General features: G+C 40.6%; 19 protein-coding genes. 12 read left to right on the top strand and 7 right to left on the bottom strand.

The window, feature by feature from the left end; translation table 11 throughout:
• Window position 1 precedes the first annotated feature (1 nt).
• The 5 genes from LZF95_RS12910 (at window position 2) to LZF95_RS12930 (ending at window position 6,395) form a co-directional block, all read left to right on the top strand.
• Window positions 2-811 (top strand): polysaccharide biosynthesis/export family protein, encoded by an 810-nt coding sequence (locus LZF95_RS12910; protein ID WP_233755497.1) that lies wholly within the window; start codon window positions 2-4, stop codon window positions 809-811.
• On the top strand, window positions 808-3,261 hold the full coding sequence (locus LZF95_RS12915) for a tyrosine-protein kinase (RefSeq protein ID WP_233755498.1): 2,454 nt from the start codon (window positions 808-810) through the stop codon (window positions 3,259-3,261). Before LZF95_RS12910 ends, LZF95_RS12915 begins: the two co-directional genes overlap by 4 nt.
• On the top strand, window positions 3,261-3,995 hold the full coding sequence (gene kdsB / locus LZF95_RS12920; protein ID WP_233755499.1) for a 3-deoxy-manno-octulosonate cytidylyltransferase: 735 nt from the start codon (window positions 3,261-3,263) through the stop codon (window positions 3,993-3,995). Before LZF95_RS12915 ends, kdsB begins: the two co-directional genes overlap by 1 nt.
• A 165-nt stretch (window positions 3,996-4,160) precedes the next feature.
• Window positions 4,161-5,741: an NAD(P)/FAD-dependent oxidoreductase gene (locus LZF95_RS12925; RefSeq protein WP_233755500.1), complete on the top strand. Its 1,581-nt coding sequence runs from the start codon at window positions 4,161-4,163 to the stop codon at window positions 5,739-5,741.
• Between the two features lie 225 nt (window positions 5,742-5,966).
• Window positions 5,967-6,395 carry an SRPBCC domain-containing protein gene (locus LZF95_RS12930; protein ID WP_233755501.1) on the top strand — a complete coding sequence of 143 codons (429 nt, stop codon included), beginning with the start codon at window positions 5,967-5,969 and terminating at the stop codon, window positions 6,393-6,395.
• 1,006 nt (window positions 6,396-7,401) lie between these two features.
• Here the strand turns inward: LZF95_RS12930 and LZF95_RS12935 are convergent.
• A complete protein-coding gene (locus tag LZF95_RS12935; RefSeq protein ID WP_233755502.1) occupies window positions 7,402-7,689 on the bottom strand; it encodes a hypothetical protein in 288 nt (95 codons plus the stop codon).
• 70 nt (window positions 7,690-7,759) lie between these two features.
• On the opposite strand from LZF95_RS12935, the gene LZF95_RS12940 reads away from it, so the two are divergent.
• From LZF95_RS12940 to LZF95_RS12970, 7 genes are all read left to right on the top strand, one after another.
• Window positions 7,760-7,927, top strand: coding sequence for a hypothetical protein (locus LZF95_RS12940; protein WP_233755503.1), 168 nt, complete (start codon window positions 7,760-7,762; stop codon window positions 7,925-7,927).
• Window positions 7,928-8,144: 217 nt separating this feature from the next.
• Window positions 8,145-9,245, top strand: a complete 1,101-nt coding sequence (locus LZF95_RS12945) for a mechanosensitive ion channel family protein (RefSeq protein WP_233755504.1) — start codon at window positions 8,145-8,147, stop codon at window positions 9,243-9,245.
• Window positions 9,246-9,431: 186 nt separating this feature from the next.
• Window positions 9,432-10,364, top strand: a complete 933-nt coding sequence (locus LZF95_RS12950) for a hypothetical protein (RefSeq protein ID WP_233755505.1) — start codon at window positions 9,432-9,434, stop codon at window positions 10,362-10,364.
• A gap of 600 nt (window positions 10,365-10,964) precedes the next feature.
• Window positions 10,965-11,435, top strand: a complete 471-nt coding sequence (locus tag LZF95_RS12955) for a nucleoid-structuring protein H-NS (RefSeq protein ID WP_233755506.1) — start codon at window positions 10,965-10,967, stop codon at window positions 11,433-11,435.
• Between the two features lie 27 nt (window positions 11,436-11,462).
• Window positions 11,463-12,041 (top strand): hypothetical protein, encoded by a 579-nt coding sequence (locus LZF95_RS12960; protein ID WP_233755507.1) that lies wholly within the window; start codon window positions 11,463-11,465, stop codon window positions 12,039-12,041.
• On the top strand, window positions 12,038-12,880 hold the full coding sequence (locus LZF95_RS12965) for a hypothetical protein (RefSeq protein ID WP_233755508.1): 843 nt from the start codon (window positions 12,038-12,040) through the stop codon (window positions 12,878-12,880). The genes LZF95_RS12960 and LZF95_RS12965 overlap by 4 nt, the downstream gene beginning before the upstream one ends.
• Window positions 12,867-15,317 carry a leucine-rich repeat domain-containing protein gene (locus LZF95_RS12970; protein ID WP_233755509.1) on the top strand — a complete coding sequence of 817 codons (2,451 nt, stop codon included), beginning with the start codon at window positions 12,867-12,869 and terminating at the stop codon, window positions 15,315-15,317. Before LZF95_RS12965 ends, LZF95_RS12970 begins: the two co-directional genes overlap by 14 nt.
• Window positions 15,318-15,872: 555 nt before the next feature.
• Here the strand turns inward: LZF95_RS12970 and LZF95_RS12975 are convergent.
• From LZF95_RS12975 to LZF95_RS12995, 6 genes are all read right to left on the bottom strand, one after another.
• Window positions 15,873-20,138, bottom strand: coding sequence for a gliding motility-associated C-terminal domain-containing protein (locus LZF95_RS12975; protein WP_233755510.1), 4,266 nt, complete (start codon window positions 20,136-20,138; stop codon window positions 15,873-15,875).
• Between the two features lie 621 nt (window positions 20,139-20,759).
• The gene (locus tag LZF95_RS12980) at window positions 20,760-23,372 is read right to left on the bottom strand and encodes a PKD domain-containing protein (RefSeq protein WP_233755511.1); all 2,613 of its coding nucleotides are present in this window, start codon (window positions 23,370-23,372) and stop codon (window positions 20,760-20,762) included.
• Window positions 23,373-23,767: 395 nt separating this feature from the next.
• Window positions 23,768-24,016: a hypothetical protein gene (locus LZF95_RS12985; RefSeq protein ID WP_233755512.1), complete on the bottom strand. Its 249-nt coding sequence runs from the start codon at window positions 24,014-24,016 to the stop codon at window positions 23,768-23,770.
• A 417-nt stretch (window positions 24,017-24,433) separates the two neighbouring features.
• Window positions 24,434-24,706: a type II toxin-antitoxin system RelE/ParE family toxin gene (locus LZF95_RS27775; RefSeq protein ID WP_368670779.1), complete on the bottom strand. Its 273-nt coding sequence runs from the start codon at window positions 24,704-24,706 to the stop codon at window positions 24,434-24,436.
• Window positions 24,706-24,948, bottom strand: coding sequence for a type II toxin-antitoxin system ParD family antitoxin (locus LZF95_RS12990; protein WP_233755513.1), 243 nt, complete (start codon window positions 24,946-24,948; stop codon window positions 24,706-24,708). The genes LZF95_RS27775 and LZF95_RS12990 overlap by 1 nt, the downstream gene beginning before the upstream one ends.
• 691 nt (window positions 24,949-25,639) lie before the next feature.
• On the bottom strand, window positions 25,640-26,113 hold the full coding sequence (locus LZF95_RS12995; protein WP_233755514.1) for a DUF4943 family protein: 474 nt from the start codon (window positions 26,111-26,113) through the stop codon (window positions 25,640-25,642).
• Window positions 26,114-26,380: the final 267 nt, after the last annotated feature.

Consider the following 26,380-nt stretch of genomic DNA (forward strand, 5'->3'; position numbering starts at 1 on the left):
AATGAAAAAACACATTGGATTCGTTTTGACCTGCTTAATATTGAGCTCATGTATTAGCAATAAACGGATAACTTATCTACAAAATCTACCTGGGAATCCTGAGATCGGTCTGGATGAATTTATTCCCTATGCCACAGTGGAGTATAAATATATACTTCAGCCTTTCGATATTGTTGACATTGATTTTGCCTCTTCAGACGAGGAATTGACCAAAGCTTTTGAGTTTCAGGGATCCAGAAATATGCGCCAGGGCGGTGGAGGGGGAGGAGTAAATGATTTATTTTACTTTACAGGATATTCTATAGATCAAGAAGGTTATGTGGAACTTCCACAGCTGGGTAAGGTAGCCATTGCCGGATTGACAGAGGAGGCGGCCCAGAAGAAAATTCAAGAGACTATCAATCAATTTTTCAAAGAAGAAGTCTATGTGAAATTAAGAATAGGCGGAATTCGCTTTACAGCATTGGGTGAATTCAGTAGTTCTGGGGCGCAGGTGATTTTAAAGAATAGAGCGACCATCTTTGATGCTCTGGCGGTTGCCGGAGAATCCAATATCCTAGCCAAGAAAAATAAGCTTTTTATCATTAGACAATACGATGGAGGAACAAAAATCCACCAGATTAATCTCAATGACCGGCAACTTCTGGCATCTCCTTTTTATTTTATTCAGCCAAATGATATACTGTATTTAGAGCCAATGAAAATCCGCCAGTTTGGCAATGCGGAAAACCTTACAGCTTCACTTGGTTTGATAATTTCTGTAACTTCATCAATTATTGTAATTGTTGCGTTATTGACCACGAATTTATGATAGACGGAAAGGTCGATATTTCCAAGTTTCAAGATGAGGTAAAGCCTATAGATATCAAGTATTACCTGATCAAATACTCTAGGTATTGGCCACTATATGTTACAAGTATCTTTTTAGGTTTGATCATTACCTTTTTATTTCACCGGTATTCGGTGGAGGAATATGAGGTTCAGGGAAGTATTTTGATCAAGCAAAATTCCAGTCCTGAGATGAAGATCCTGGACAGATCCAATATTTTTTCGGGTTCATATCGGCTGGAAAACGATATATTATTGCTCACCTCTAAGAATTTGGCCGCTGAGGCATTGCAGGGGTTGAACTTCAACGTCACCTACTATGCGTCCACTAACATCAAGGAAGTGGAGCTATATGACCAATCTCCGATACATGTTGAAGTGGACAGGGATTTCCCACAGATGGAATTGGGTGAAATCACCTTCACCGTGGTTTCAGATGACGAGTTTGTATTGACCATAGAAGAATCCGGATTTTTTGATTTTTTGAACGCAAAAGCTGCCGGGCCTATAGATGAAGATATCCTTAACCGCAGATTTAAATTTGGGGAGGAAATAGAGTCTTCAAAAAGTAAGTTTACCATATACAAGAAAAAGACGCTAAAAGAAAATGATAGGCTTAGTTTTAAAATCCATAATTACATCAATATTATAGATGATTACTCCAAAGCAATAGCAGTGCGTCCTATCAATAGCTATGGTACTGTGCTTCAAGTGACTATGGTGACCAAAGTAGTCGAAAAAGGAAGGGATTATGTGAATGCATTGATGGATTCTTATATAGAATACAATCTGAAGGAAAAAAACCAAATGACGGAAAACACACTGAGGTTTTTGGATGAACAGCTGTATATCGTTGAGGATTCATTGAAAGCTGTCGAGCGGAAGATGCTTGATTTTAAGGTTAAGAATAAGCTTTTGGATATCAACTCTGAGTTTGGCGGGGTATTGGGTAATATGCAGTCTTTGGAAGACCAGATTCAGGCCATTGATTTCCAGTTACAATACTATCAATCCCTTCAGACCTATTTAATCGAAAAGGGGAAAGATTTTTCAGATATTTTAGCTCCTTCATTAATAGGTATTGACGATGGCTTATTGAATGGCCTGGTAGCTCGGCTCATTGAAGTTTCCTTAAACAGAAGGGGGCTCCTCGCTGCAGTAAATGAAAATCATCCCAAGGTGCTGGAACTGGATGAGCAGATTTCAAAACTTAGAGAAAATATTTTTGAGAATATAGATAATCTCGTAAAAAACACTGAAAACAGAAAAGCGCAAGCCCTTTCAAAATTGGCAGAAGAGGATAATGAATTCGCCAAGCTACCAATAGCTGAGTCGGATTTTATGGCGTTGAACAGGGAATTTAAGTTGCGGGAGAATCTATATAATTACCTCTTGGAAAAAAGAGCGGAGGCAGGCATAGCGAGAGCCTCCAATATCTCAGATAATTCAGTGTTGGATTATGCTAGAAGAGGAAATTTGATTTTTCCAAAAAAAGCCAATAACTATGGATTGGCTTTTGGTTTGGGCTTGTTTATTCCATTGGGGTTTCTCTTAGTCTATCATTATCTTAACAATAGGATTGTAGATCAGGTACAACTCAAAAATGTATTGAGAATCCCTTTACTGGGAACAATAGGTTACAGTACAAAGGATACGAACCTGTTAGTGCAGGAGCATCCTAAATCCATGGTTACTGAGTCATTCAGATCATTACGTTCCGCATTATTTTATCTTGCAAGTGAGAAGGAATGTAAAAAAATATTAGTTACTTCTTCGGTGTCGGGAGAAGGGAAGACCTTTGTTAGTATCAATCTTGCCTCTGCATTGGCATTAAGTGGAAAAAGAACCCTTTTGATAGGGTTAGACTTAAGAAGACCTAAAATATCGGAATATCTAGGGGTTGAAAATTTAACCGGGTTATCAAATTACTTGATTGGAAAAGCAAGCAGACAAGAAATCCTGGTGAAAACCACCTTTGATAATTTGTATGTAGTGCCTTCTGGGCCAATACCGCCAAATCCTGCTGAATTACTTCTTAAAGAAAAGATGAATGAATTCCTGAATTCATTGGACGGGGAGTTTGACGTAATTGTAATGGATACTCCTCCTATAGGACTTGTTTCAGAAACTATGGATCTGATGCGTTTCTCAGACATCAATTTATATATCGTGAGGCAGGATTATACACATAAGCGCTATCTGTTAATGATTAATGACCTTTATGCCAACGATCAAGTGGATAACATTTATGCGGTGTTCAACGGAATCAAGGCTGGGGTAGATGTCTATGATTTTGGGGGATATAATTATGGATATGGATATAACTATTCTTATATGAGAAAAAATGAATACACGGGCTCCTATTATGATCATGAGGATAGGAAAGAAAAGGCGCAGTGGTTGAAGAAATTTTTAGCAAAATTCAGGGTTTGATGGCTATATTAACACGGGCAGCACTAATTCCTGCAAGGTATGCATCTACAAGACTCCCATCTAAATTAGTACAGGATTTGGGAGGAAAATCAGTGATTCAACGAACCTACCTCAGTACCAGAGAGGCTGGGGTTTTTGATGAAGTATGGGTGGTAACTGACCACCAAGAAATCAAAGAACAAATAGAAGCTATCGGCGGGAGCGTTTTTATGAGCCAGAAGACGCATGAAAGCGGATCTGACCGGATTGCAGAAGCCTTAGATGTAGTTGTTGCTGATTTGATCGTGAATGTTCAAGGTGATGAACCGTTTCAGGACAGAAATTCTCTTATAGACCTAGTCCATGTATTTGAGGACACCCGGGTGGATGTCGCATCTCTGAAAACCAGAATTACACCTCAGGAAGCAGAAAACCCTAATGTTGTAAAGGTAGTAGTGGATATGTGGAGCGACGCCCTTTATTTTTCCAGATCCCCGATCCCATATATTAGAGAAAAAGCAAAAGACCTGTTCTATTGGAAACACGTGGGAATCTATGCCTATAGGCGGGAAGTGCTGCAAGCTTTTACTCATTTACCCAAAAGCAACCTGGAGTCTATAGAAATGCTCGAACAGTTAAGACTTCTGGAAAATGGATATAGAATACGGATGGTGGAAAGCACGCATGAGGCAGTGGCCATAGATACCGCAGAAGATCTGGAAAAAGCCAGAAGACTGATTGGGGATGGTCTTTAATTGTGCCGCATGGATATCTTATCATAGTAACCATAAGGGATTGGTTTATTTATAAGTATTCTGACTACTCCCACATACTCCGTTTGCCTCGCTATTTTCATCAAACGCTGTAATTCAAGCTTTCTTTGATGTACTTTTGTACCTATTAAGGATAACTACCTTACTATGAAGAAAGAATTCAACCTACAATTGAGCCCTCAAGAGGCCTACGACCCCTTACTTTTCCAAGAAGTGGTATTGCGGAAAGCCGGACTACCGACAGATTCACCAGAAGCAATCGCCAGACAGATAAAGCGGTCGATAGACGCACGCGGAAGGAATGTAAAGATAAACGTACTGGCCGAGCTTTATATAAAAGAAACTCCTCCATTACTTTTGGACAATCGGCCGGAATATAAAAATGTCAGTATTGGTGATCCCATTGTTATTGTGGGTGCCGGTCCGGCAGGACTATTTGCTGCTCTTCGCGCAATAGAGCTGGGGGTTAGACCAATTGTAATTGAAAGGGGAAAGGATGTCAGGTCCCGGCGCCGTGATTTGGCAGCGATTAACAAAGACCATATTGTCAATCCGGATTCCAATTACTGTTTTGGAGAAGGGGGTGCGGGCACCTATTCGGATGGAAAGCTCTATACCCGGTCCAAAAAGCGCGGGGATATTCGCAGAATCATGGAGATCCTGGTGGCACATGGAGCGACCGAGGAAATCTTAGTGGATGCCCATCCTCATATAGGTACAAATAAACTTCCCAAATTAGTTGAAGATCTGCGGGAAACGATCCGGGGTTTTGGTGGAGAGGTCCTTTTCGACACTCGAGTTGATGACTTTATTCTGGAAGGAGACGAACTGAAAGGTGTGGTCACCCAACGTGGAGACAAAATCACCGGTATAGGCGTGATATTGGCGACCGGCCACTCAGCCCGGGATATATTCCACCTGCTTCATCAAAAAGAGATTAAAATAGAAGCCAAACCTTTTGCCTTGGGAGTACGGATAGAGCATAGCCAGCCCCTTATTGATAGCATTCAGTACCATTGTGGTTTGGATCGTGGGCCGTACCTTCCTGCCTCCGCATACTCACTCGTTCATCAGACCGACTACAAAAATAAACAGCGAGGTGTTTTTAGTTTTTGTATGTGTCCGGGGGGATTTATAGTTCCTGCGGCCACTGCCCCCGGTGAACTTGTGGTAAACGGTATGAGCCCTAGCAGAAGAGATGGCAAGTTTGCCAATTCCGGAATTGTGGTGTCGGTAGAATTAGAAGATTTACCAGCGCAATATCAAAAGTTTGGATCCCTCTCCGCCATGGAATTTCAGGCTGAGGTGGAAAGGAATGCCTGGAGAGCAGGAGGTAAAACCCAAGTTGCTCCAGCCCAACGAATGGTGGATTTTGTGAATAAAAAGACGAGCTCAAGCCTCTTGGATACTTCGTATCAGCCTGGGCTCAATTCAGTGGAAATGCGGGAAGTATTGCCTGATTTCATTTCAGAACGCTTGGCTATGGCATTCAAAGCATTTGGCAATAAAATGAAGGGGTATTATACAAATGATTCCCAGTTGATTGGCTTAGAAAGTAGAACCTCATCGCCAGTCCGTATTCCCAGGGATCGGGAGTCATTTGAACATATACAGATCAAACGTCTGTTCCCGTGCGGAGAAGGGGCTGGGTATGCAGGAGGTATAGTCTCTGCCGCTATGGATGGTGAAAGGTGCGCTGAGCGATTAATAGCAGCATACGCCAAATAATTAAGAGATCTGTGGCATTTTTGCTTTCTTAACGTTTTGGACTTGGAAGCCGGCTGGGCATGTAGTCGTCTTAATGGTGTCAGTAACCATAGTTTTTGGGATTAGCTGCCACATTTTATAAGAATAAAAGAATGGCAAATCCCATTACTTGTAAAAAATCGGAAAATCGTAAATTTTTAATGCTTATAGGTTTAAAATTCGAAAACATCCAAAAATCTGAGACAAATGGAAAGTATAGAGCAAATTAATTATCTCAAAGTACCTGCAGCCAATGTATATCAAGCACTTACTTCTGAAGAAGGTTTGGGGAAAGTGTGGACAAAGAAGCTAAAAGTAAAGCCCGAAGTAGGTTTTGTCAATGAATTTGACTTTGATGAAGGATACTTGACTAGGTTCAAGACAATTGAACTTGTAGAGAACAGCAAAATTGTTTGGGAATGCCTGGAATCCGATGAAGAATGGATAGGCACTCGCGTGTCTTTTGAACTGACAGAAAAGGATAATACCACTGCCGTAACCCTTAAACACTTCAACTGGAGGGCAAGAACTGATTTTTATCGATGGTGCAGCTATAATTGGGGCATGTTTTTATACAGTTTAAAGACGTACTGCGAAAGCCAGAAAGGATTGCCCTACCAAGATCGTGATTTTTAATGTTTTAATTATAGAAGTATGTGTACTGCATGCAGTGGGACACATCAGGGATGGAAAAAGACTATCATAAAGTACCTAGGGATTTCACTGCCTGAAGAATGCAGAATGCATAGCCAGTCATTTATTCCCCCTGGAAAAGGAATTGCTTTTCCAGGGGGAACCCCGTAGAAGTTGTAAAAACATATCCTATTTCAGATCGGGAAACTGCTAAAATATACCCCAAGAAGTTCCTGGGGGACAAAGCTCATAGATATGGTTTTGGTTGATGGCCTAAAGGCAGTAGTTGCTAATTGAATCAATATTTAATGAATGAACCTTCACTAAAAAACTTCTCGTGTGTTCAAATAATTCAAGCATTTACAATGGAATGCCAATGTATAGCTGGCATGCATTTTTATGATGGATCTGACTGTTTGGTCAATTTGATGAGACTTTAATTTGTATCTGTATAATGGTTTATATGGAGATTATTCAAGTTTTTTCAATATAAATTTATTTTAAATAATTCTATAGGATGAGTGAAGATGTATGCATATAATTCGAATGAGGCCAACGCAGAAAATGGTATGGCCGAGGCTAGTTAAAAATCCCGATTTTGGGATTTTTCGGTGCATGGAGAAAGCTTGTACCTGCTGCAAAACCGTTCGCATGAAAGATGAGCTAATTAGTCCAAAGGATAGCTTTTGATCTGTTCCTGGTGGTTTTCAACAGCCCTAAACCAATTTTACTAACTATATCGAAATGTTCAGAGAATTTCTCTTTATCCAGGCCATAAATGCTTTCTGAGCTACTACTTGGAGCAGTCTAGATTCATGAGGGACATCCGTAAAGATAAAGTGTGTAAATCTAGATAAGTAAGATTTCACTTGCCAATAGAAGGCAACAGACTGAGGAAAGTTTGACACAAACCGCTGGATATTATCCTAGGAATCTAATGGGGGAGGTCATTTAAATACTGATTGAGGTAACCAGGACAGTTCTTTTCTGCTTTTTTTAGATATCCAGACTAGGGAATAGTATTTGATCCTTCAATAGTGATCATCAATACCTGGCTACCACAACTATAAATAAAAATGAAAGTGGCTTTGAGAAAAAGAGAGGCATAGATAAGGACAATATTAAGGTCACACCGCTGGGGATAAATAAGAAAAAGAGGTATCTCCCTGATTCGGGCTCCGGGAGGAATATATCCATCCGCAGTCTGATCAGGACCAAATGAAAAATTATGCCCGACCCAAAAATCGAAGAATAGTCGGTATGTTGTTGGTGAATTGAGCACTATTCCTGTATTCATCTGTTATCGGGACTTCTGTCTTCAATGGGAGAGTGAATAAAACCAGATCGGCGAATTAAAAAAAAGAAGTATGAAAAAAATAGGTTTGGTAATTCTGGCAATAATTTTACTCGGAGCAATCCTGATCCTTACCCTTGTAATGGAAATTATTGAGATTTTTATGGGGGCGACACTGTTTTTGCTGGTAATTGTCCTCTTGGTTTTCTTCTATAACAAGATAAAAGACAAAGTTTCTTGATTTAAGAGACCATTGAGACTGCTTACAATCAGACAATGTATGGAATCAATTCCCTTTAGCGATAGCCGTTTTAATTAATTCGTCAAATTTTTGCAAGTAGTAGCTTGCAGTATTTTCCTGGAAAGGGCTAAATTCTAACCGTCCGATTGTTTGGGTGTTTTACTGTTTCCTTTAATCTTATTAAACTATATGATTAAACATAAAACTTAATATTTAAATGGAAGATTTATTAACAACTGAATATTGGGGAAATACTGGAAAGGAGTATCTGATAGCCTTGGGCGTACTCGCCTTCGGTCTTTTACTGGTCAGGATCTTCAAGAATGTAGTACTGAAGCGTCTCGCCATTTTGGTGTCAAAATCAAAAACCACGATAGACGATTTTATTGTAGAGAGTCTCGGTCTATATGTGGTGCCGATGGTATATTTCACTATAATATACGCAGTACTGAAGACACTAGCCTGGCCAGAAAGGATAACGTCTATTTTGGAAGTGGTATATGTAGTTATAATCACCTACTATTCGATAAGATTGGTTTCCAGCGTGATCCTTATGTTTCTCCAATCTTATATCAGGAGACAGGAGGGGGGAGAAGAGAAAGTAAAACAGATGGGGGGGATCATATTGATCATCAATGTGATGATCTGGATGGTAGGTTTGGTTTTCATGCTCAGTAACCTTGGGTATAATGTATCTGCAATCATTGCGGGTATGGGAATTGGGGGTATTGCCATAGCACTAGCAGCCCAGAATATATTAGGCGATTTGTTCAATTATTTTGTGATCTTTTTTGACCGTCCCTTCGAAGTAGGGGATTTTCTCGTAGTGGGAGAAAAAAATGGGGTAGTTGATAAAATCGGGATCAAGACCACAAGGATAAAGACACTTTCCGGTGAGCAGCTAGTCTTTTCAAATAGTGACCTGACCAATTCCAGGATTCATAACTATAAGAAAATGGAACGGCGCAGAATAGTATTTACCGTGGGGGTCACCTACGAAACTCCTGTAGAACAGGTAAAGAAGATCCCTGGGCTGTTAAGGGAAATTATTGAATCTGAAAAGCGGGTGGATTTTGATAGGGCGCATTTTAAAGCGTTTGGGGATTCAAGTTTGGATTATGAGATAGTCTATATTATTAACAGTGCCGACTTCAACACCTATATGGATATTCAGCAGGATTTTAATTTTAAGATATACGAGAGATTCAATGAGTTGGAAATTTCCATAGCTTTCCCTACCCGCACCCTTTATCTTCGAAATGAACATGGAATGAAACTAGAACTGAATACGGAGAAAATCGAGACGAACTGCAGCTGATGAAATCCCAGTAACATCTTTTAATTGCTCATTTATGATAATTAGTAGGGAAAGTATCAATACTTCTGTTGAAGAGACCGATAAATCCCTTAATTTGGTCAACCAATAATTCAGCATAAGGGCTAGATGATACGGGAAAAACTTTAGATTCGGGTGTGGAATAATTAATCAAATTGGCTTATTGAGATGCACAGAATTTACTTGATCCTGCTATTGGTAGGTATGGCTCATCAAATATCCGCTCAGGAAGAAAATGAAGTAGTCCAATTCAACAAGGACTTAAACCAATTTATGAGCGTAAGGGATTTTAGCATTTCTTCAGACGGTGCTGAAGCGTTTTTTACCATCCAGAGCCCTTTTCAGGAAATATCCCAGATCGCATTTATTACAAAAGATGTTGATAATAAATGGTCAGCACCACAGCTGATGCCGTTTTCTGATTCATATTTGTATCTAGAACCTTTTTTATCCCCAGATGGTAATCGTTTGTTTTTTGTGTCCGATCGACCTGTAAGTGATACTGTCCACGAAAAAAAGGACTTTGATATATGGTATGTGGAAAGAAGTTTGAAGGGAAAAACATGGTCTGTGCCTGTAAATCTAGGCACACCGGTAAATTCCAGCAACGATGAATTCTATCCTTCAGTCAGTGAAAGCAACAACCTTTACTTTACCATGGACTCCCCCGATGGAATGGGCAAGGATGATATCTATTTTTCCCGTTGGGAAAATGGTGCCTATTCGGTACCCGAACTACTGGGAGAAAATGTTAACAGCGCAGGTTACGAGTTCAATGCATTCATTTCCAGAAAAGAAAACTTTTTACTATTCACCAAATATAACGAAACTGGAGGTTTCGGGAGTGGCGATTTATATATCTCAAAGAGGGAGGCAGACGGAGTTTGGGCAAAGGCTACAAACCTAGGAGAGCCTATTAATACAAAATATATGGAATATTGTCCCTTTTATGATGAGGATAGCCAAATCTTATATTTCACAAGTAAAAGGAATGACATCACCTCCAGGGATTTCCTAGATCTATCTGATTTTCAGGTGTATGTATCAGAAAGCAACAATGGGCTGAGTAAGATTTATATGACCAAGTTGGTAATAGACTAGCTTGTCATGAGTTAAAATCCTGTCTTAAAATAAACCGAGACATGAGTGGAGGTCTGGAGTGTGCTGTCCTACGACTGGGAGGCGTACTATTTTTATCTTACAGGTGTGGTAGGGCAATAACTTGGGATTCTCGGAAAACATAAAAACTACCCTGTCAACTGTAGGCAAATAAAAACCCAGAGAAACTCTGGGCATTTACAATCGGCTATCGCCTGTATTAAAATTTAACGCTTTTCCAAAGTTCAGGCCTTAACTTCAGAAAAAAAATACCCTATATAGGGTATTTTTTGAGGTTTTTTGCCCATTTTCACTTGCTTTTTCCCTTTTCTGCAGGGATTTTGAAATCATTGGTTCACTTATTGATATATTAGGTCAGTCGGCTAAGGGAGTCGGGGGCACAATGGGCAGACAGGGTGGCAACGCTCCCGAAAACGGCTAGGAGTACATTGCGAAATTATCTTAAAAAAGCTTTTTCATTTGGAATGGCATTTGTGACTTAATCACATGATTTTATTTACTTTGTACCCAAATCAAAAACCAGGGGAAATCCCTTTTATAAAAATCAACAAAACATACTCATCATCTTAATCAAATCCCCAAATGAAGCAAAATTTGTTCTCTATTTCGGTTAACCGCTCACTTATGATTGCCTTGGTTGCTATGCTGGCAATGGGTGCATGTAAAAGTAAGAAGAAAGCAGCCCAACCGGCACCGGCGCCAGCTCCTGTGGAACAAGTGGAACAGCCTGCACCTACTCCAGCCCCAGTATCATCTGCAGAGGAAGTGGCCGCTGAGAAACTTGAAAATTATTTCAACAGTGTAACCGCTGCTGGTAATGCATCTATGGCTAACCAGACTATTCAAGAGGCATTAGCTATGTTCTCAAACAAGGAAACTCCCGTTTTGATCGTTATTCATGAAGAAAACGGGATCAAGGATTACGATGAGCCGACTACTATCTCTAAGTATCTGGATTATCTGAAGGACACCAAGAAGAATCTAAATTATATCTCTGATATTCGATTAGATGCCAATGGAAAAGTTTCTGAATTGGAACTTAGAAGAAAATAATCGCCCATCTGAAAAAATAAAATACTCATGAAAAATAAAATGATCCTTTTCTTGGGCCTTTTCCTTGCTACTTCAGTAAGTGTACTGGCTCAGTCAGAAACTATCAGTCCTTCTAGAAAGCAGGCAATTGACTCACTTGCCCTTGAGAAAGTTAAAGATTTAAGTAAATATATCAGTATCATCGGTAGCAAGGAGACCCAGTTCTCTGAAGCCAACCGTGTGATGGATCGCGCAGAAGAATTGTTCGCTCCAGGAGCTGAAATGGGAGTTTCAAGCATCAATACCAGCGAAATAGCTTATTATAAGGTTAGACGTTACTTTGAGCGGTTGATGGCTCTAAACTATGATAGAGTAAACATCACCTGGTACGATATACAGTACATTTCTGATCTGGAAAGACAACCTGATGGTAGATATGTGGGTGTGATTACCGTATTCCAACGCTTTGAAGGAACATCCATAGAGACAGGAATGAACTACAAAGACACTACAAAGAAAGATATCACTATTTACGTAGAGAAGAAGCAGACCCAAATCGCTGGTAGAACCATCGAATTCTGGGACGTCATGCTAGGTGACGTAAGAGTGACTGAAACTTCCGCATGAGAATAATCACCTTCATCTTTGCGATATTCATCGCAAGCATCTCAATTGTCTCGGGGCAGGGCATAGGCAGCCCCGGGACAGTTAAGGATGACGGCAAATTTGCCGCATCTACCAAACAATTAAACCAATTCTTCAGAAGATTTAATGGAGAGGAATCTCCCACGGATGGAAATGTGCGTTTTTATCCCGGAGATTCATCCTATCGAAATGTATCGCTGAGAAAAGGGTTTCTGGAGATACTTTTCGACAACCAAACTTCCTCTGTAAATCAAAATCTTAAAAGAGAATTTATAGACTCAGTACTATCTTCTGTTAACCCAAAATATCTTAATTTCCACAGAAGTGGCTGGTTTGCCGAAGTGCAGGCTGACTTCATGTTTAAAGGTAAGCGTGAAACCGCCACATTGATATTAAAGCTCCAAGCTGAGGGATTGGGGTACGAATGGGTGATAGACAAAGTATCTTTCCCTCCCTTCCGAAACATATTCAATAAGCCAGTGGGAGATTCCAAGGATTTTCTACATCCCTTGAGCCATGAACTTGGTTTTATGAATCTCCGAAGGGCTTTTCAGGATTCTAATTCCCCTGAAGCTTTCACTGAATCCACATTCACTCCTGATTACTTGACCTTGTTTTTGTACGAGATGAAGCAAAACAACATACGCTACCAGACAGTAACGGATGTGAAATTCCATTTCTTCCAGATCGAGGGCTGGTATTTTGAAGTTCATCAATTTAATAGACCTGGATTTAACACAGGTTGGCTGATTTCAAACCTTGTTAAGCTTAACCCCGGTGACAAGGAATCCATCCAGAAATACATTTATGACCAGAACTAAGGCTATATATCTGAGTTTATTCCTTTTTTGCCTGAGCCCCTCCGGGATAGCCCAGAGCATCAAAGGCTATACTAAAGCTGAAATTGATGATTATTCAGCTAAGGTTGAGGATCAAGTCCGCTTTTTGGAATACTTGCTCAACACCATAGGGTCTTCTCAAACCCCCGCCAGAGACAAGGATGTGGTGATAAGAGAAAGCTATCTCAAAATCTTCCGTGACGCAGAGGTGCAGGTGGAAGATGACCTGCTTTTGGACAGAAAAGTGGTAACCAATAAGAATGTGACCGCATACCTGAAAGATATTGAGTTCTTTTACAGAGATGCCAATTTCAAATTCAAAATCAGGGATGTCAAGCCTAATCAGAAAGATAATGGCGATGTCTATTTTTTGGCGTCTCTTGATAGGACTATCACTGCTACCGGGATCAACAATGAAAAGGTATCCAATACAAAGCCGCGCTTTGTGGAGGTCAATCTGGACAGCAAGACCCAGGAATTAAAAATTGCCAGTGTATATACCACTAAGGTAAGCCGTGACGAAGAACTCACTGAATGGTGGTCAATCTTAAATCCCCATTGGCAGGATTATTTTAGAAACAGGTTTGCCATACATGAATATGATACCGTTGATTTGGATTTATTGTACAAGTTCGTAGAGGTGGATTCCCTGGATATTTCAGGAACTGATTCCTTGCTGGATCTCAGTCCGATGGAAGCAATGAGAAACCTGAAATTTGTCAATCTGAGTAATACCCAAATTACCGAACTTGGCCCGATTTCCAATGTGACTTTCCTTGAATTTCTTGATGTGTCCAATACTCCTACCTCTGATATCCAGTTTATAAAGTACTCTGACCGTCTGAAACACCTGGATATCTCCAAAACACAGATAAGAGATATCAGTGAACTGGTCAATCTCAAATCCATCAGATCATTGCGAGCAGAGGAAACTCCGATTATGAGCTTTGCTGTTCTTAATGAATTTGATAGTCTAAAAAGCCTCTATCTGGCACAGAGTGGCTTTAACAATACAGAAAATATCAAGGAGCTGGATAAATTGGAGAACCTTGATTTGAGTAGAAACTATTTGGTGAATTTCAGTCAATTGGCAGAACTGTCAGCTTTAAAGACACTAAATCTGTCTAAGACCAATATCCAGGATCTTTCTCCGCTGAAGGGATTGGAGCATTTGGAAGTATTGGACGTCACCGGTACAGAAGTAGGGGATATATCAGCGCTCAACAAAAAAGCCTCGCTTAATAAAATTTTAGCTGACGAGACTAAGCTCTCTGTGATGGCTGCTGATGACTTCATACGAAATAACCCGAAAGTTCTGCTCATCCATCATGTGAAGGACCTGGAAAGCTGGTGGGCAGGCCTGTCTGAAGCCTGGAAAGCCAGTCTGAAAAAAGCCAACCCTAATATTAAATCCGATAGACCTAGTGTGGAAATTCTTACTAGTACGATAGGCTTGGACAATTTGGATCTGAGTGGGGCTGGAATTGAAAGTTTAAACCCCATCACTAGATTCGCCAAACTTACTAAACTTGATTTTTCTGACAATCCAGTGACTGAATTGATTTCTTTGAGTGAGGTTAAGACCTTGAAGGAAATAAAGGGTAGAAATACGCAAGTGAAAGATATTTCTCCATTGAAATCAAATGAAGAGCTGCAGAAGCTGGATCTCGATGGTAGTCCAGTGGCTACAATAATGGATGTAGTTAACCTGCCGAATCTGGAGTATCTGAATGTCAATTCTTCCGAAATATTTGCTGAGGAAGTGCCGGAAATCCTAATTCAAAAACCAGACCTCACCATTGTCTATAGAACTGAAGAACTGCAAGCTTGGTGGCAGGAGCTTGATGCCACTTGGCAGGAGATATTCCGCCAAAAGTTTGATTTAACTGAGGATCCCGGCGCTGAAGAGCTTCATGCCATGACAGGCAAGGCTTCTTTGAGCTTCGAGCGCACTCCTATTGGGGATATACAGGCGTTGACTAAGTTTGTGAATTTAAGGTCTCTGGTGATTTTTGATGCCCCTATCAGAAACATTGGACCACTTTCTGAGTTGGGACTTTTGGAAAAACTAAGGATATCCCAAGTGCCTGTGGTGGATTTTTCTCCATTGAGCTCCTTGGCCGAACTTCGTGAATTAGATATCAGTAATACCGGAATTGAGGATTTAAGGCCACTTCAGAATCTTATTCATCTGGAAATCCTTAATATTTCTGGAACAAATCTCAAGACTCTTAAAGGTTTGGAAGGTTTGGTAAATCTCAAGGAATTGGATGTGGCAAGTACAAATCTGCGGTCATTAAGGCAAATCCAAGGACTTCCCAATCTTGAGAAACTTTCCTGTTTCAACACAAGATTGAATAGTAGGGCGGTAAGTAGCTTCCAAAAGTCCAACCCTGACTGCGAAGTAAGGTATTACTAAGAACAAGGCAATGTAAAAAGCAGCTGAGCGGGAAATTTTGATTTTCTTGCTCAGCTGTTTTCTTTTTATTCCAATCTTGAGTTGGGTAAGCGGCTGCCCCAATCAAAATGCTGTATTACGTATTCAAAAAAGTGAGAGGTAGGCTGATAAGCAACTTTGATCTAAATAAGAATAAGTCTATTTGAGCTTTGTAAAGTTCAATTTTGTGGACAACTTTTCTTTTAAATGATCAAAAATTACCCTGTATAGGGTATTTTTTTTGAGTCAAGCACTCTCTACCTTTATGTCAGGGTGATTAAGAATTTTTCCAACAACACTTTTACTAAAAAATATCATAAGGGATTTTTTATCTGATTTTTTAATCCCTTTAATCTTTTCCTCGTCTTCCGGATTAGAGATGACTACCCAATTTGCGTCCTTTTAATCCAGAATTGTTCTCAAGGATATCTATTAGAGGTATTATGACAGATGAATAAGGGGAGGAATCACTGACTCCGTTTTTTTAGCTAAAAACCGATTAAGCGCAACTTTTGGCAGAAATGCCAAAAGTTGCGCTTAATCAATAACTAAAACTGAAGATCTCTGGACTATAGTCATGTTTTGCTTGTGGTTTTTAATCCGCAGCAAAACCAGATATGATCCATTTTGTACCCCGATATCATTAAATCTCCCATCCCAGACACAGGATGATTTTACTCCATTTTTTAAATTAACATCTTCACAATAGAAGATAAGTTGCCCCCAGCGATTAAGGATAGAGACCTCCAATTCATCCGTAAGATTATCTGGATAGATCTCAAAGATCCTTTCAGGATCTCCAGGTCGTATGGCTGTAGGGTACCGAACCTCAGGTTGACATTTGACTTCTACTTGAAAATCCGCAAAAAAGGCGCACCCCTGTATGTCTTTTGCAACTAAACTATAGCTGCCTTCCCGGGAAGGGCTAAAGGTGGAGGCATTGCTTATTTCCACTCCTTCTAGAATCCAGCTAAACTCTTTAAATCTACTTCCAGGTTCTATGACGGGAATATTATTCTTTGTTGGACAGATAGTATAGATACCACTTAGCTCCACAGGAGATGTATTGGATGGCGAAAGTTGGATTTGTCCTATCCCTACATTACATCCATCACTATCGGATAGCGTAATGCGGTATTCACCCGCTTCCTGATCACTTAAAATGGGATTGTTGTCAAAGTCACGGAGATGCAGGTAACCTTGAGGACCTAACTTAAACCATTTTATATCATTTTGTCCAATTTCACTCCGAAGAAATACGGTAGTGGAAGTATCCTCGCTGCAAAATGGCAGTGCTTCCAATTCTAATGGGGAGGGAAGAGAGATTGTAGCTTGAAAAGATTTTTCTAGCTGACATAGCTTACCCTGGCTGTCTCTTCCTGTTATTCTATATATCCCTGACTGGTTAATGGTGAAGTAGCCGTCAGAATGGGGGACCACCTTTGTCGCGTCTGGAGCTAAAAGTGTATAGTTCAGGTTTAAGTCTGTCTTTGGGTAGAGCAAATATTCACCACATGCTTCTACTTGGTCAGGAACTTGAAAATCCACATATTCCATTTTCTCGATAATTACTTCCTGTTGGACTAACTGTGTATTCCCTTGTGGGTCGCTGATGGAAATACTATAGGATCCGACTGGAACTTCATGCTGGATCTGGGTTTTGTTTTCAAATTCACCTTTATATTCCGTTCCATCTATCAAGCTAATGATTGAATATGTCCCACTCTGAGATTGTTGCCATTTAAGACCAATATAGCCTGAATCTATTCCAAGTGGCTGACATCGCTCGGATGAATAGGTGAGAGAGTAATCCAAAAAGCCAGGAGGGGAAATATATCCCGGCAGTTCGATAGTTTTATTGTCATAAACATTCTCTCCATTCGAGGCCAACCCCCCTGTTTCAGCATTGAGGTAAATGGCTCCTTGGTACATATCATGGGCTGTCGTAGTGTAGGTGATTGTATAGGCCCTTTCTTCAAAAGGTTCTAGGGATGGGATATTCCAGTTGTCATAATTTAAATATTCATTGAGCCATACAAGCTCCAATTTGACACCTCCTGAGTTTTTCACCACAATGGTAAATGTTATGATTTCCATTTCCTTAGTAAAGCTGTCCCGGTCTGCGGTAAGGAATAGTTGAATGTTCGGCCTTAGGCTACAATCTTCACTGATGAATTTTACTTCTTTCCGGAAACTTTCACATTCACCATCTTTGAACTGGCTTACCCAGATTGAAAATTCACCTGGTTTTGACATATCTATAGTAGGTTCCCCGACCATAGGAGTGGTCGTGGGATCATTGTCTTTATAGTATAGTACGGTGAATTCGGGGCTCGAATCCACTGTGAACAGGAAGCTATTATCTTCCATACAGAAAGACTTATCCTCTGTATAAGGTTGCGGCGTGCGGGGAGTCACAGCCAGATCTACAGGTATTCTCAAGCCTGTGCAAGAACCAGCAGGTCCCTCGGATACCCATATCCGTTCGGTTCCTATCTGTGAAGTGTTTACATAGTACTCCAGTATAGGTGTGCCTCCTATTTCGGATGAAAAGAAATAAACCTGTAATCCCTCTGCGCTAGGTTTGATGTATTCAGAAAGTTCGGCAGGAGGGTCTCCTTGGCAGAATTCAGGCAGATCTATTGGGCCAAGGCCAGTAAATAACTCGTAACCTAAGCAGTGGGAGGCCGCAAACTCTGCTTTTCCGGCTATAGGTATATCCAAGTCTCCATAGACTCCGTAACCGGTGCATTCCCCACCCATAAATTCCTTAACAAAGGGTATATCGGAGTAGGCTTGCTTGGTGGTTCCTCCTATGCCCGAAATCGTCCCGTTCACTGAGATTCTTGCGTCACAATTATCATTTGCCAAGACAAAACAATCTTCAGTCAGTTTTAAGGTATATTCCAAAGAAGCAATCAGCTCCTCAGGATTTGCTGTCACAGGTACAGTGCCCAGATCCCAGATGATGGCACCAGAAAGGCCTATAGAAGGGTCAAAAGTTACCTGGCCATAGGCAGAAGGGATCACTTTTGCATCTACAAAGGTGGCAGTATAAGGAATAGGAATGATAATTTTGGTTGACTCAGAGCTTTCCGATCCGACATTTCTGATGTCCAATTGATAGATGATTTCTTCACCGGGTTTTACAGTAGGAGAGTCCGGGGGAATTTCCCCATCTATTGATTTTATCTGGTTATGTGCATGGATCTCGGGGGAATAGGAGAGAATCGAAAAGGCTAAGGCGTAGAGTGTGAACAAATCCTGATTAGTTCCATATCTGAAACGTGCCGAGGTCTGGTTGTTAGCAATGATGGAATTATTTGGATTTGGAATATCCCACTGTACTATGTCGATACCGGTGTTATTGCTTAAAATTGGACTTCTTGAGGGTTCAATTAAGCCCCCATCTGCTTTTCTAATAGGTGTGTAAATTGATGAATTAAAAAAATTATCCGTGGAGTTTTTTGGGTGATGCAAGGGGATCCAGTTGCCTTTTTGATCCATTATTTCCAAAAAGTCCCCTAAGGTAGGTTTATCCCCTTCCCCGGCCATGATGCCCAGTTTGAGATTTACTGGACCGTCTTTCACCGTACCAAATCCTTTGATTTCTATCTCCCCCACTGTTTGTACGCCATTTTGAGCTTCCACAAATGTGTAACCGTCAAAAATGGTGACATCGCGCATGTTCATAGTGGAATTCTGATAGATAACTATCAACCCCCAGTGGCCGTAGAATCCGGTGTTATCTGATTGGCCTTCCGTGAGCGCGATATCTGCAATGGTATATTTCCCACTCCCGCGATTTTGGACGAGTTGGGTTACATCCGCATATCCAACATACATTTCACCTAGCTCAACTTCGGGGTAAAGTATTGCATTGCCTGCCGCAGTGATTTCAGTATATGTGGTGGCACCAGGTGCTTTTAATTTTACCTTACGCTTGTCAAATTCCTTAGTTTGATAAAGATAGGGAGTATAGGTACCAGAAGCGAGTAATTTGATGGCATTATCTTTTAGACCATCTTCTTCTATTACAGATTCGGTAGCACGGGTTAGTTCAGTGACGGAAAAGGTAAACCCATTGGCTGAAAAGGTGACAGGCTTAAAAGTTGCCGTAGATTTTCCATTGGAGTGAAGGATTTTGAGATCTTCCACAGGGGTATATCCACCCATAAAATCTAAGCTATATTGTACTTGTCCATCATAGCTAAATGTAAACGAGATGGTTTGCTGCCCATCTGCTGAGTTTAGGTCGTAGATGGGGAAGTACTCACCATTCATATCATAGGCATAGTGGACATTGAAGGTATAAGGGAAGTAATCTAATTCTTCGAAAGGACTGATAACAGACTCTTTCTTATCAAGTGTAATGGGAGTTCCCAGATCACCTTTTTTGGTTGTCTCGAAAGTCAGTCCTTGGCCTTGCTTGGTTCTTCCTGACCAGTAAAGTCCGGCATAGATGACCTCCGTGCAGTTCGGGTCAGCTCCGTTTTCCTCAGAAAACATAAGGGTAGCTGAGGAAGAGTTGAAGGTCTCTGGGTCACTATCGATATCCACAAATTTCATTTTCTCCAATGCATTCTGAACATCATCCCGATAAGATTCTAACGTGAGGTTTGTGTTACCTATCACCGTGAAGTCCCCTCTGAGATGGAAAATATTGTTATGGGGGGCAGGGTTGCCTACCCTGTGACGGAATGGGACCCGGTAGTCATTTTGTGCATGTGCCGAAGTGATCACCGCTACAGCACCTAGACAAAACAAAAGGAATGGTAGAAAGTAGAATTTTCCGAAAGGCATAGATAGGTGCTAGAAAGCAGAATGTACAGGTAGATAAATCGGTATTTTATGGAAAATCCCGTGTAAAAATATAGTTAGTTTTCATATTTAAAAAATAAATATTGTGCATGGCAAACCTCCTAATTCCAGCTAGTTATAATTGATTTAAAAAGGTTTTAAAATTGCCCTTGGAGATAGTGCCATGGTTATCCCCTAAAAATAGTGAATTTTAGTTTTAAAGAGAGCGTTGTGGAACTTACGATAACTGAGTTCTAATTCATTTCACTGCCATTATATTTGTTTTTTATGACTTTTATTTGTCACTGCGTCTGTGCATACCCTCAGAGCAGCATATATTAATCCTGTAAAATCATTGCGGTACGAGTAGCATTGATGGCCGTTTCCCGGAGAGGATTGAAACAGGCTATAGGGAAGACAAGACCCCATCAAATTCACGGGGAACTTAATGCAACCTTTCTTATTCTTAGCCATGGGGGGAGAAGCATTTGTGTTATGAGTTTCATTTTCCCAGATGTTCTCAGCCGTCATCTCATACTTGAATCCAGATTGGTAAAGAAAATATGCCTGTGCCCATTATCAGTGTCAACCCCGCCTGCGGCAGGTGTATTCTATTTGGCAACTTTAGCGAACAAGTACAAAAGTGCCTTTTTTCTCCTCGCGCTGCGTTTTTTTATCCAGGGTGTAATAATAGTTGACCATATAGGCATAAGATCCGATGGGAGCCTCTTTTCCGTTTATTCTGCCGTCCCAGCCAGTATCCCCGTAATAAACCAGTGCTCCCCAACGGTCATATATCCATAGTTCAAAATTGACCTTGCAATGGGATACGCCTTCATAAATCCCGGGCGCTTGCCTGGAGTCGAAGCCGGTTGGCATCCTGATCATGGGAACGGTTTCGCTCACCTCAATGGCTTTGATGACCTGGCTGCATCCCTTTTGGTTCCTGATCGTGACCGAGTAAAATCCTGCTGATAAATTTTCTGCGATTGGGCCATCTAAGTTGGGATCATGCTGCCAATCATAGGTATAAGGGCCGTGGTCTTCAAGTAGTTTAAGTTCGATTGTCCCAGAGGATTCGCTGGCGCAGGCTACGTTTGTAATCTCCGCATTGGCCAATGGCTCAGCCACTTTAATAGGGATTTCAGTAGATATACCCACACAAGAAGGATTTTCTGCCCCATAAACGGTGTAGCCAATTCCGGCTTGTATTCCGGGTTGGTCCCAAATTACTTGGATTTCATGGCTTCCCTGTCCTGAAACAAGTTTACCCCCGGTAACCGTCCATTCATACGCTCTTCCCTGTACGTGGGTTTCAACGCTGTAAGTGTGGGCCAGTCCAGGGTCAAAACACACTTCCTCCGGACCAATTGGTCTTAGCGCCTGAAGATCGGAGTCAATCTTCACTTCCAATTCAACTGGGCGACCCGGGCAGCCATTTTCAGTATAGGGTGTCATGATAAGCTTTGCATCGGGATTGGTTGGACCCCACCTGACCAAGACAGAGTCTAGGTAGCTTTCTAGGATTTCCCCTCCAATAGCTTCAAATTTAGTGTCGGTGATATCCTGCTTGTCCACCAACCGGTACATTATTTCCTCGATATAGGGACATACAGTGGTCTGCCCGACCAGTTCGGCTTCTGGGTTCATTACTTCCACTTCAAATGTGGCCTCATCCCCTTCTTCACAGGAACCGGTGGATGCGGTGACACTGATTATATACTTGCCAGGCCTGGTAAAAGTATGAGAGGCAGGTTGACCCGTTTGGGAGGGACTACCGTCTCCAAAGTCCCATACAAAATACGTAAAATCGGAAGCGCTGGTACTGATGCTCCATTCCCCTTGCTGATCAAGACAGGCCACTTTGTCGCCAATTACTTCAAATTCATATTCTGATTGGATATCGATGTCCAGATTACCCAATGCTGCCCCGGCTGCATAGCCATAAGACTCCCGGAATCCAAAACCATAAACATATGCGGCAAAGCCATCCGGGTTGGTCAAATGGTGCACACCTCCTGATACCCTGATTCTGGCAATCTGAAAATCGGTATCGCCAGGCAATGGTTCAAAAAATCCTCCGATGTTGTTGCCATCCAGAGTCGTCTTATGCTGTGTACCAGTTTCCACTACAATGTTGACATAATGGTTGCTAATGTTAGCCATTTGGAAGGAATTGAAAACCAGGTCTTTTAGAAATTGCTCAATCGGACTGTAGGTGATCATAAAAGGATCCCCGATGTCAGAAAGTCCCGGAATATTACTATCGTTACATCCTACGCCTCTCGAAAATACGGTGACAGATGAGGGCTTGGATGTTTCAATTTTTCCTGATTCGTCCGCACGGAAATTTATTGTTAGAAATTGACCCTTGTGAATGATCCCTTGAGGTACTCCATTTAGACTGACTTCAGTGCCGTCCTCCGAAGCCAGTACTTTAACCAACTCTCCTGATGTCCTCTCTTTCAATGCGATATGTACGAAGTGTTTGCCCCAGGAACTGACTGGATATGCCTGCTGGAAAAGATTGTCACATGCCTCACAATCTCCCACCCAAGTGCACATGCTTCCTCCAAATACGGCAATTTTTTTACAGTCGTTTTCATTATCATCTACTATCCGTACCCGGGAACCTGTCAAATCTTTATCTGCTTTGATCTGGTAACTCTGCCCACGGTTAAGTACAATAATAGACGGCACCCCGGCCCTGTTGCCGCTGACCGAATTCACCGAAGTGGTGATTTCTATTTTGGTATTGTCCTCTGAGGCCACCACCAGTAAGGTACTGGGAAAGGGACTGACTTCCTGATGCGAGGTGATGTAATAATCTTTTCCCAAACCCCCAATAGGCAAAACCACTGTACCATCAGTAGTTCTGAACATTTCGTTGAAAGCATGGACCGCAATTTTTCCAGTGGCTTTGATAAAAATACCTTTGTTTTCCACCTTCCCTGAAGTTCTGTGCACCAGGTTAAGATTACCTGAATTCACCCGGAATTCATACTGTTGACCTGTATTCAAATCAAACGACGATGAGCGACCGAGGTATTCTATCACCCCTGAAGTCTTTTCATTAGCTGTTATGATTAGTACAACGTCACTGTAACGACCATCTTCCATATCAAGATTCTCCATGAATCCGACCCAAAATTCCGTACCAATAGTCGAATTCTGCCCCATGGCCATCTGCCACGAGCTGATAAACAACAGAAGCGAAAGAAAATATCTACAGGGCATTACCGTATAGATGATATATAGTGGGTAGACTCCAAGTAATTATACTCGGAAAGCAAATCAATGCCAGGATGTGGCAAGGTACGCATGATCCTTATTTCCATTTAGCAACACGTTATTGCATGCCGGGAATCATATTTTCGAAGAAAAATCTGTGACGGAAAGAATCTTAGTTTGATCCTTCACTCCAGCGGTCATTATCTTGGTATTTGAGTCTCCGATATCAATGTATAGACAAATTAACTTACTATTGACCGTGAAGTTTCGGTAATCATTGGCATTCGCATGCAATGGTTACCATAATTATTCGGTTTTATAAAACCAAAGATAATAAGTCCAATAAATTTTTAAACTAAAATCACTATAAAAATAATTATCTGATTCAATCTTATTGAGAATTAGCCCATGCGCTTTTCATCTTCTTCATGGAGCATTTCCTGAATTCGCTTGACTCTTCTTCGTGTTTTCACTTTACCATAGATATAGTAGGAGATAAGCCCTCCGTAGATCACATAACCTACAGTTGGTATTTGCCCTTGATAAGCCATAGTGACAAAAGCCAGTCCTGCACAAGCCAGAAAAAAAATCGTCACAACAGATGAGAATTTTATGATCTTCAGATATAAAAGCCAGATCAGTAGAGCCATTCCAAAAAAGAATAATGAGTACCATGTTCCACCATAGGCGGTTAACCCAATTATGAGAAAGGCAAAGCTAAATATGAAACAGAGAAAGAATATGACGATTTTTTCAAGCATAGAAGGATTCTTTTAATAGATAAAAAGTGAAAGTTGAGTTACGTCTTGCTTTTTCTATGATCTACAAAGGAAGTTCAATTTAGCCTAAACTTTTCTTTTTGGCAATTTGGAGTTGATAAATTTAAACCATCAAGTAAAGAAAACTCGATTTATTTTCCGATACAGTAAGTGTTAACTATTTGACTTTCAAATCTATTATAGAACTTGAGTTGTACAGATTAGTCTGCTATGTGGGGTATTAGCTCAACTCTCGATTGATCATTTGGTGTTCTCCCTAATTTCGCCAGTGTTCTCCCTTTATTTTTATTAAGGAAATCTCTGTTTACCAATTATCCTGATGATCCTAACTTGATCTTCAATTGAAAAATAAATTGTGTGTGAACTATGTACGCAAAATCGATAACCAGGTCTAATTTCTGTAGCAGATGGATACATTTCAGGCCTTTCCGCAATTCTCTCAAAAGCGTTTTCCAATGAGGAAAAGTATTTTTCTGCCTGTAGTTCTCCAAAATTGGATAATCCATACAAATAAATATGGATTAAGTCTTCTTCCGCTTCCCGGGTGAGTGAAAATGTCATTACGCTTTTCGAGCGCGTCTTTTGGCTTCTTCTAAAATCTCAGCCATGGATTTGTGGGATATCCCGCTTTCCTCACCCTTAATTAGCTCATTTCTTAGCCAGATTCGCTCTTCTTCCTGTTCTCGCTGATGCCGGATCAAATCATTGATCAACTCGCTTTTGCTGGCATATTCATTTTCCTGAACCTTTTGCTTCATCCAGCGGTCATTTGGTTCATTTACTGTTATAGTTTGTCTGGCCATTGTGTAGTGTAGTTATGGTGTAATAATACACCAATAAAATTAAATTATCAAGGTTAAAGTTCCTCAACAGTTACTTAGTACTTCTTGTCTACACGATGATAACTCCTAACTGATATAGCAACCTTTTAAGTGGATGTCTCAAATTTTGCAACAACCACTTCCTTCACTATATCACCCAAAAAAATTAGTTGTATTTCTCTTTTAATAAAATGGCGACCTCTTTTTCCAGTTTTCGAAAACCTGAAGGGGATGCACCAGTCAACCAAAATATAGGTAGAATCACAACAGCTAATTCCGTCATTGCTAATCCTGACAGTAAACCTCCTCCATAAGAGGGGGCAGATGCAATTATGGAGATCTCATTTTCTCAAACTGTAAGTTGAACCCCTAGAAAAGTGGATTTTTGTACGATAATACTTTTATCACCTAGTCCAAATAGCTTTGATGTGTAACCACTAGGTAATTCATTTTCAAGAAATCTTAAAAGGTCAGCATTAGAAGGAGCGTTTGTTACTTTGATTGTCATAGTTACAAATCAGTTGAGATATCAAGTTGAATTTGCGATGGTTCCTGCTAAGATGTTGGCTTCAATCACATTCATAACCTATAAATCCTAAATTAATTATGTCGCCAACGGCGACATAATTTCTAAAATACTTTCTATAGTTAGTTATTTGTGCGATTGGGAAAATCAATGCCAGCGATATTCCGTATCAGCTAAAGGATCTATTTTATCAAATTCTTTAAAATCCTTATTCTTATTGCTTTCCCACCATTCAAAATAAGAATCAGCAACGTCTTGCTGAAGCTGAGTGGTCTGATCTAAATATTCAAGGTTGTTTCGATTTTTTACGAATGGATTTTGAGAAGGAAATGTCCCGATAAGGAACTCACTTCCAATTGACCTTGCCCTAATGGACTCTATTGTCCATAAAATATACATCCCCAAAGAACATTCTGGGAACCAAGCTGATGAAATAGCATTTATTGGATAATCAGAAATTATTTCGGTCTCATTTCTATACGATAAAAGTTTAGGAATGTCTTTGGAGTTAAAATCTGGAAGTTCCCTGTGGTCGTAATTTCCCGCCTTCAACAGTGTGACATAACGTTCTACGCTCATTCTTGGGGGATCTGATTTGTCTTCACAACCAAAGAAGGCCAAAAGGAAAACCAGTGATATAGAAAATCGAAGTGCTCTCATTACTTAATTTTTAAAAATCAGGAGTTGTCTTTCTTTAAAAATAGTTGATTTTTAGTTTTTTAGAAAATTATTCAGGAATTTTTAGGCTTATCAAAAGGCAGTAAAAACATGGGAATAACTTTTTGTGTCGGCTTCAGAGAGAGTTTTAACAATGCTATGTGGTTAAGTTTCGATCTGAGACAGTTTATCACTACCGATCATAGCCAGTTCACTTTCTATGAGTGCTCT

The sequence above is a fragment of the Algoriphagus sp. AGSA1 genome (genome assembly GCF_021390545.1).
Taxonomy (GTDB): Bacteria; Bacteroidota; Bacteroidia; order Cytophagales; family Cyclobacteriaceae; genus Algoriphagus.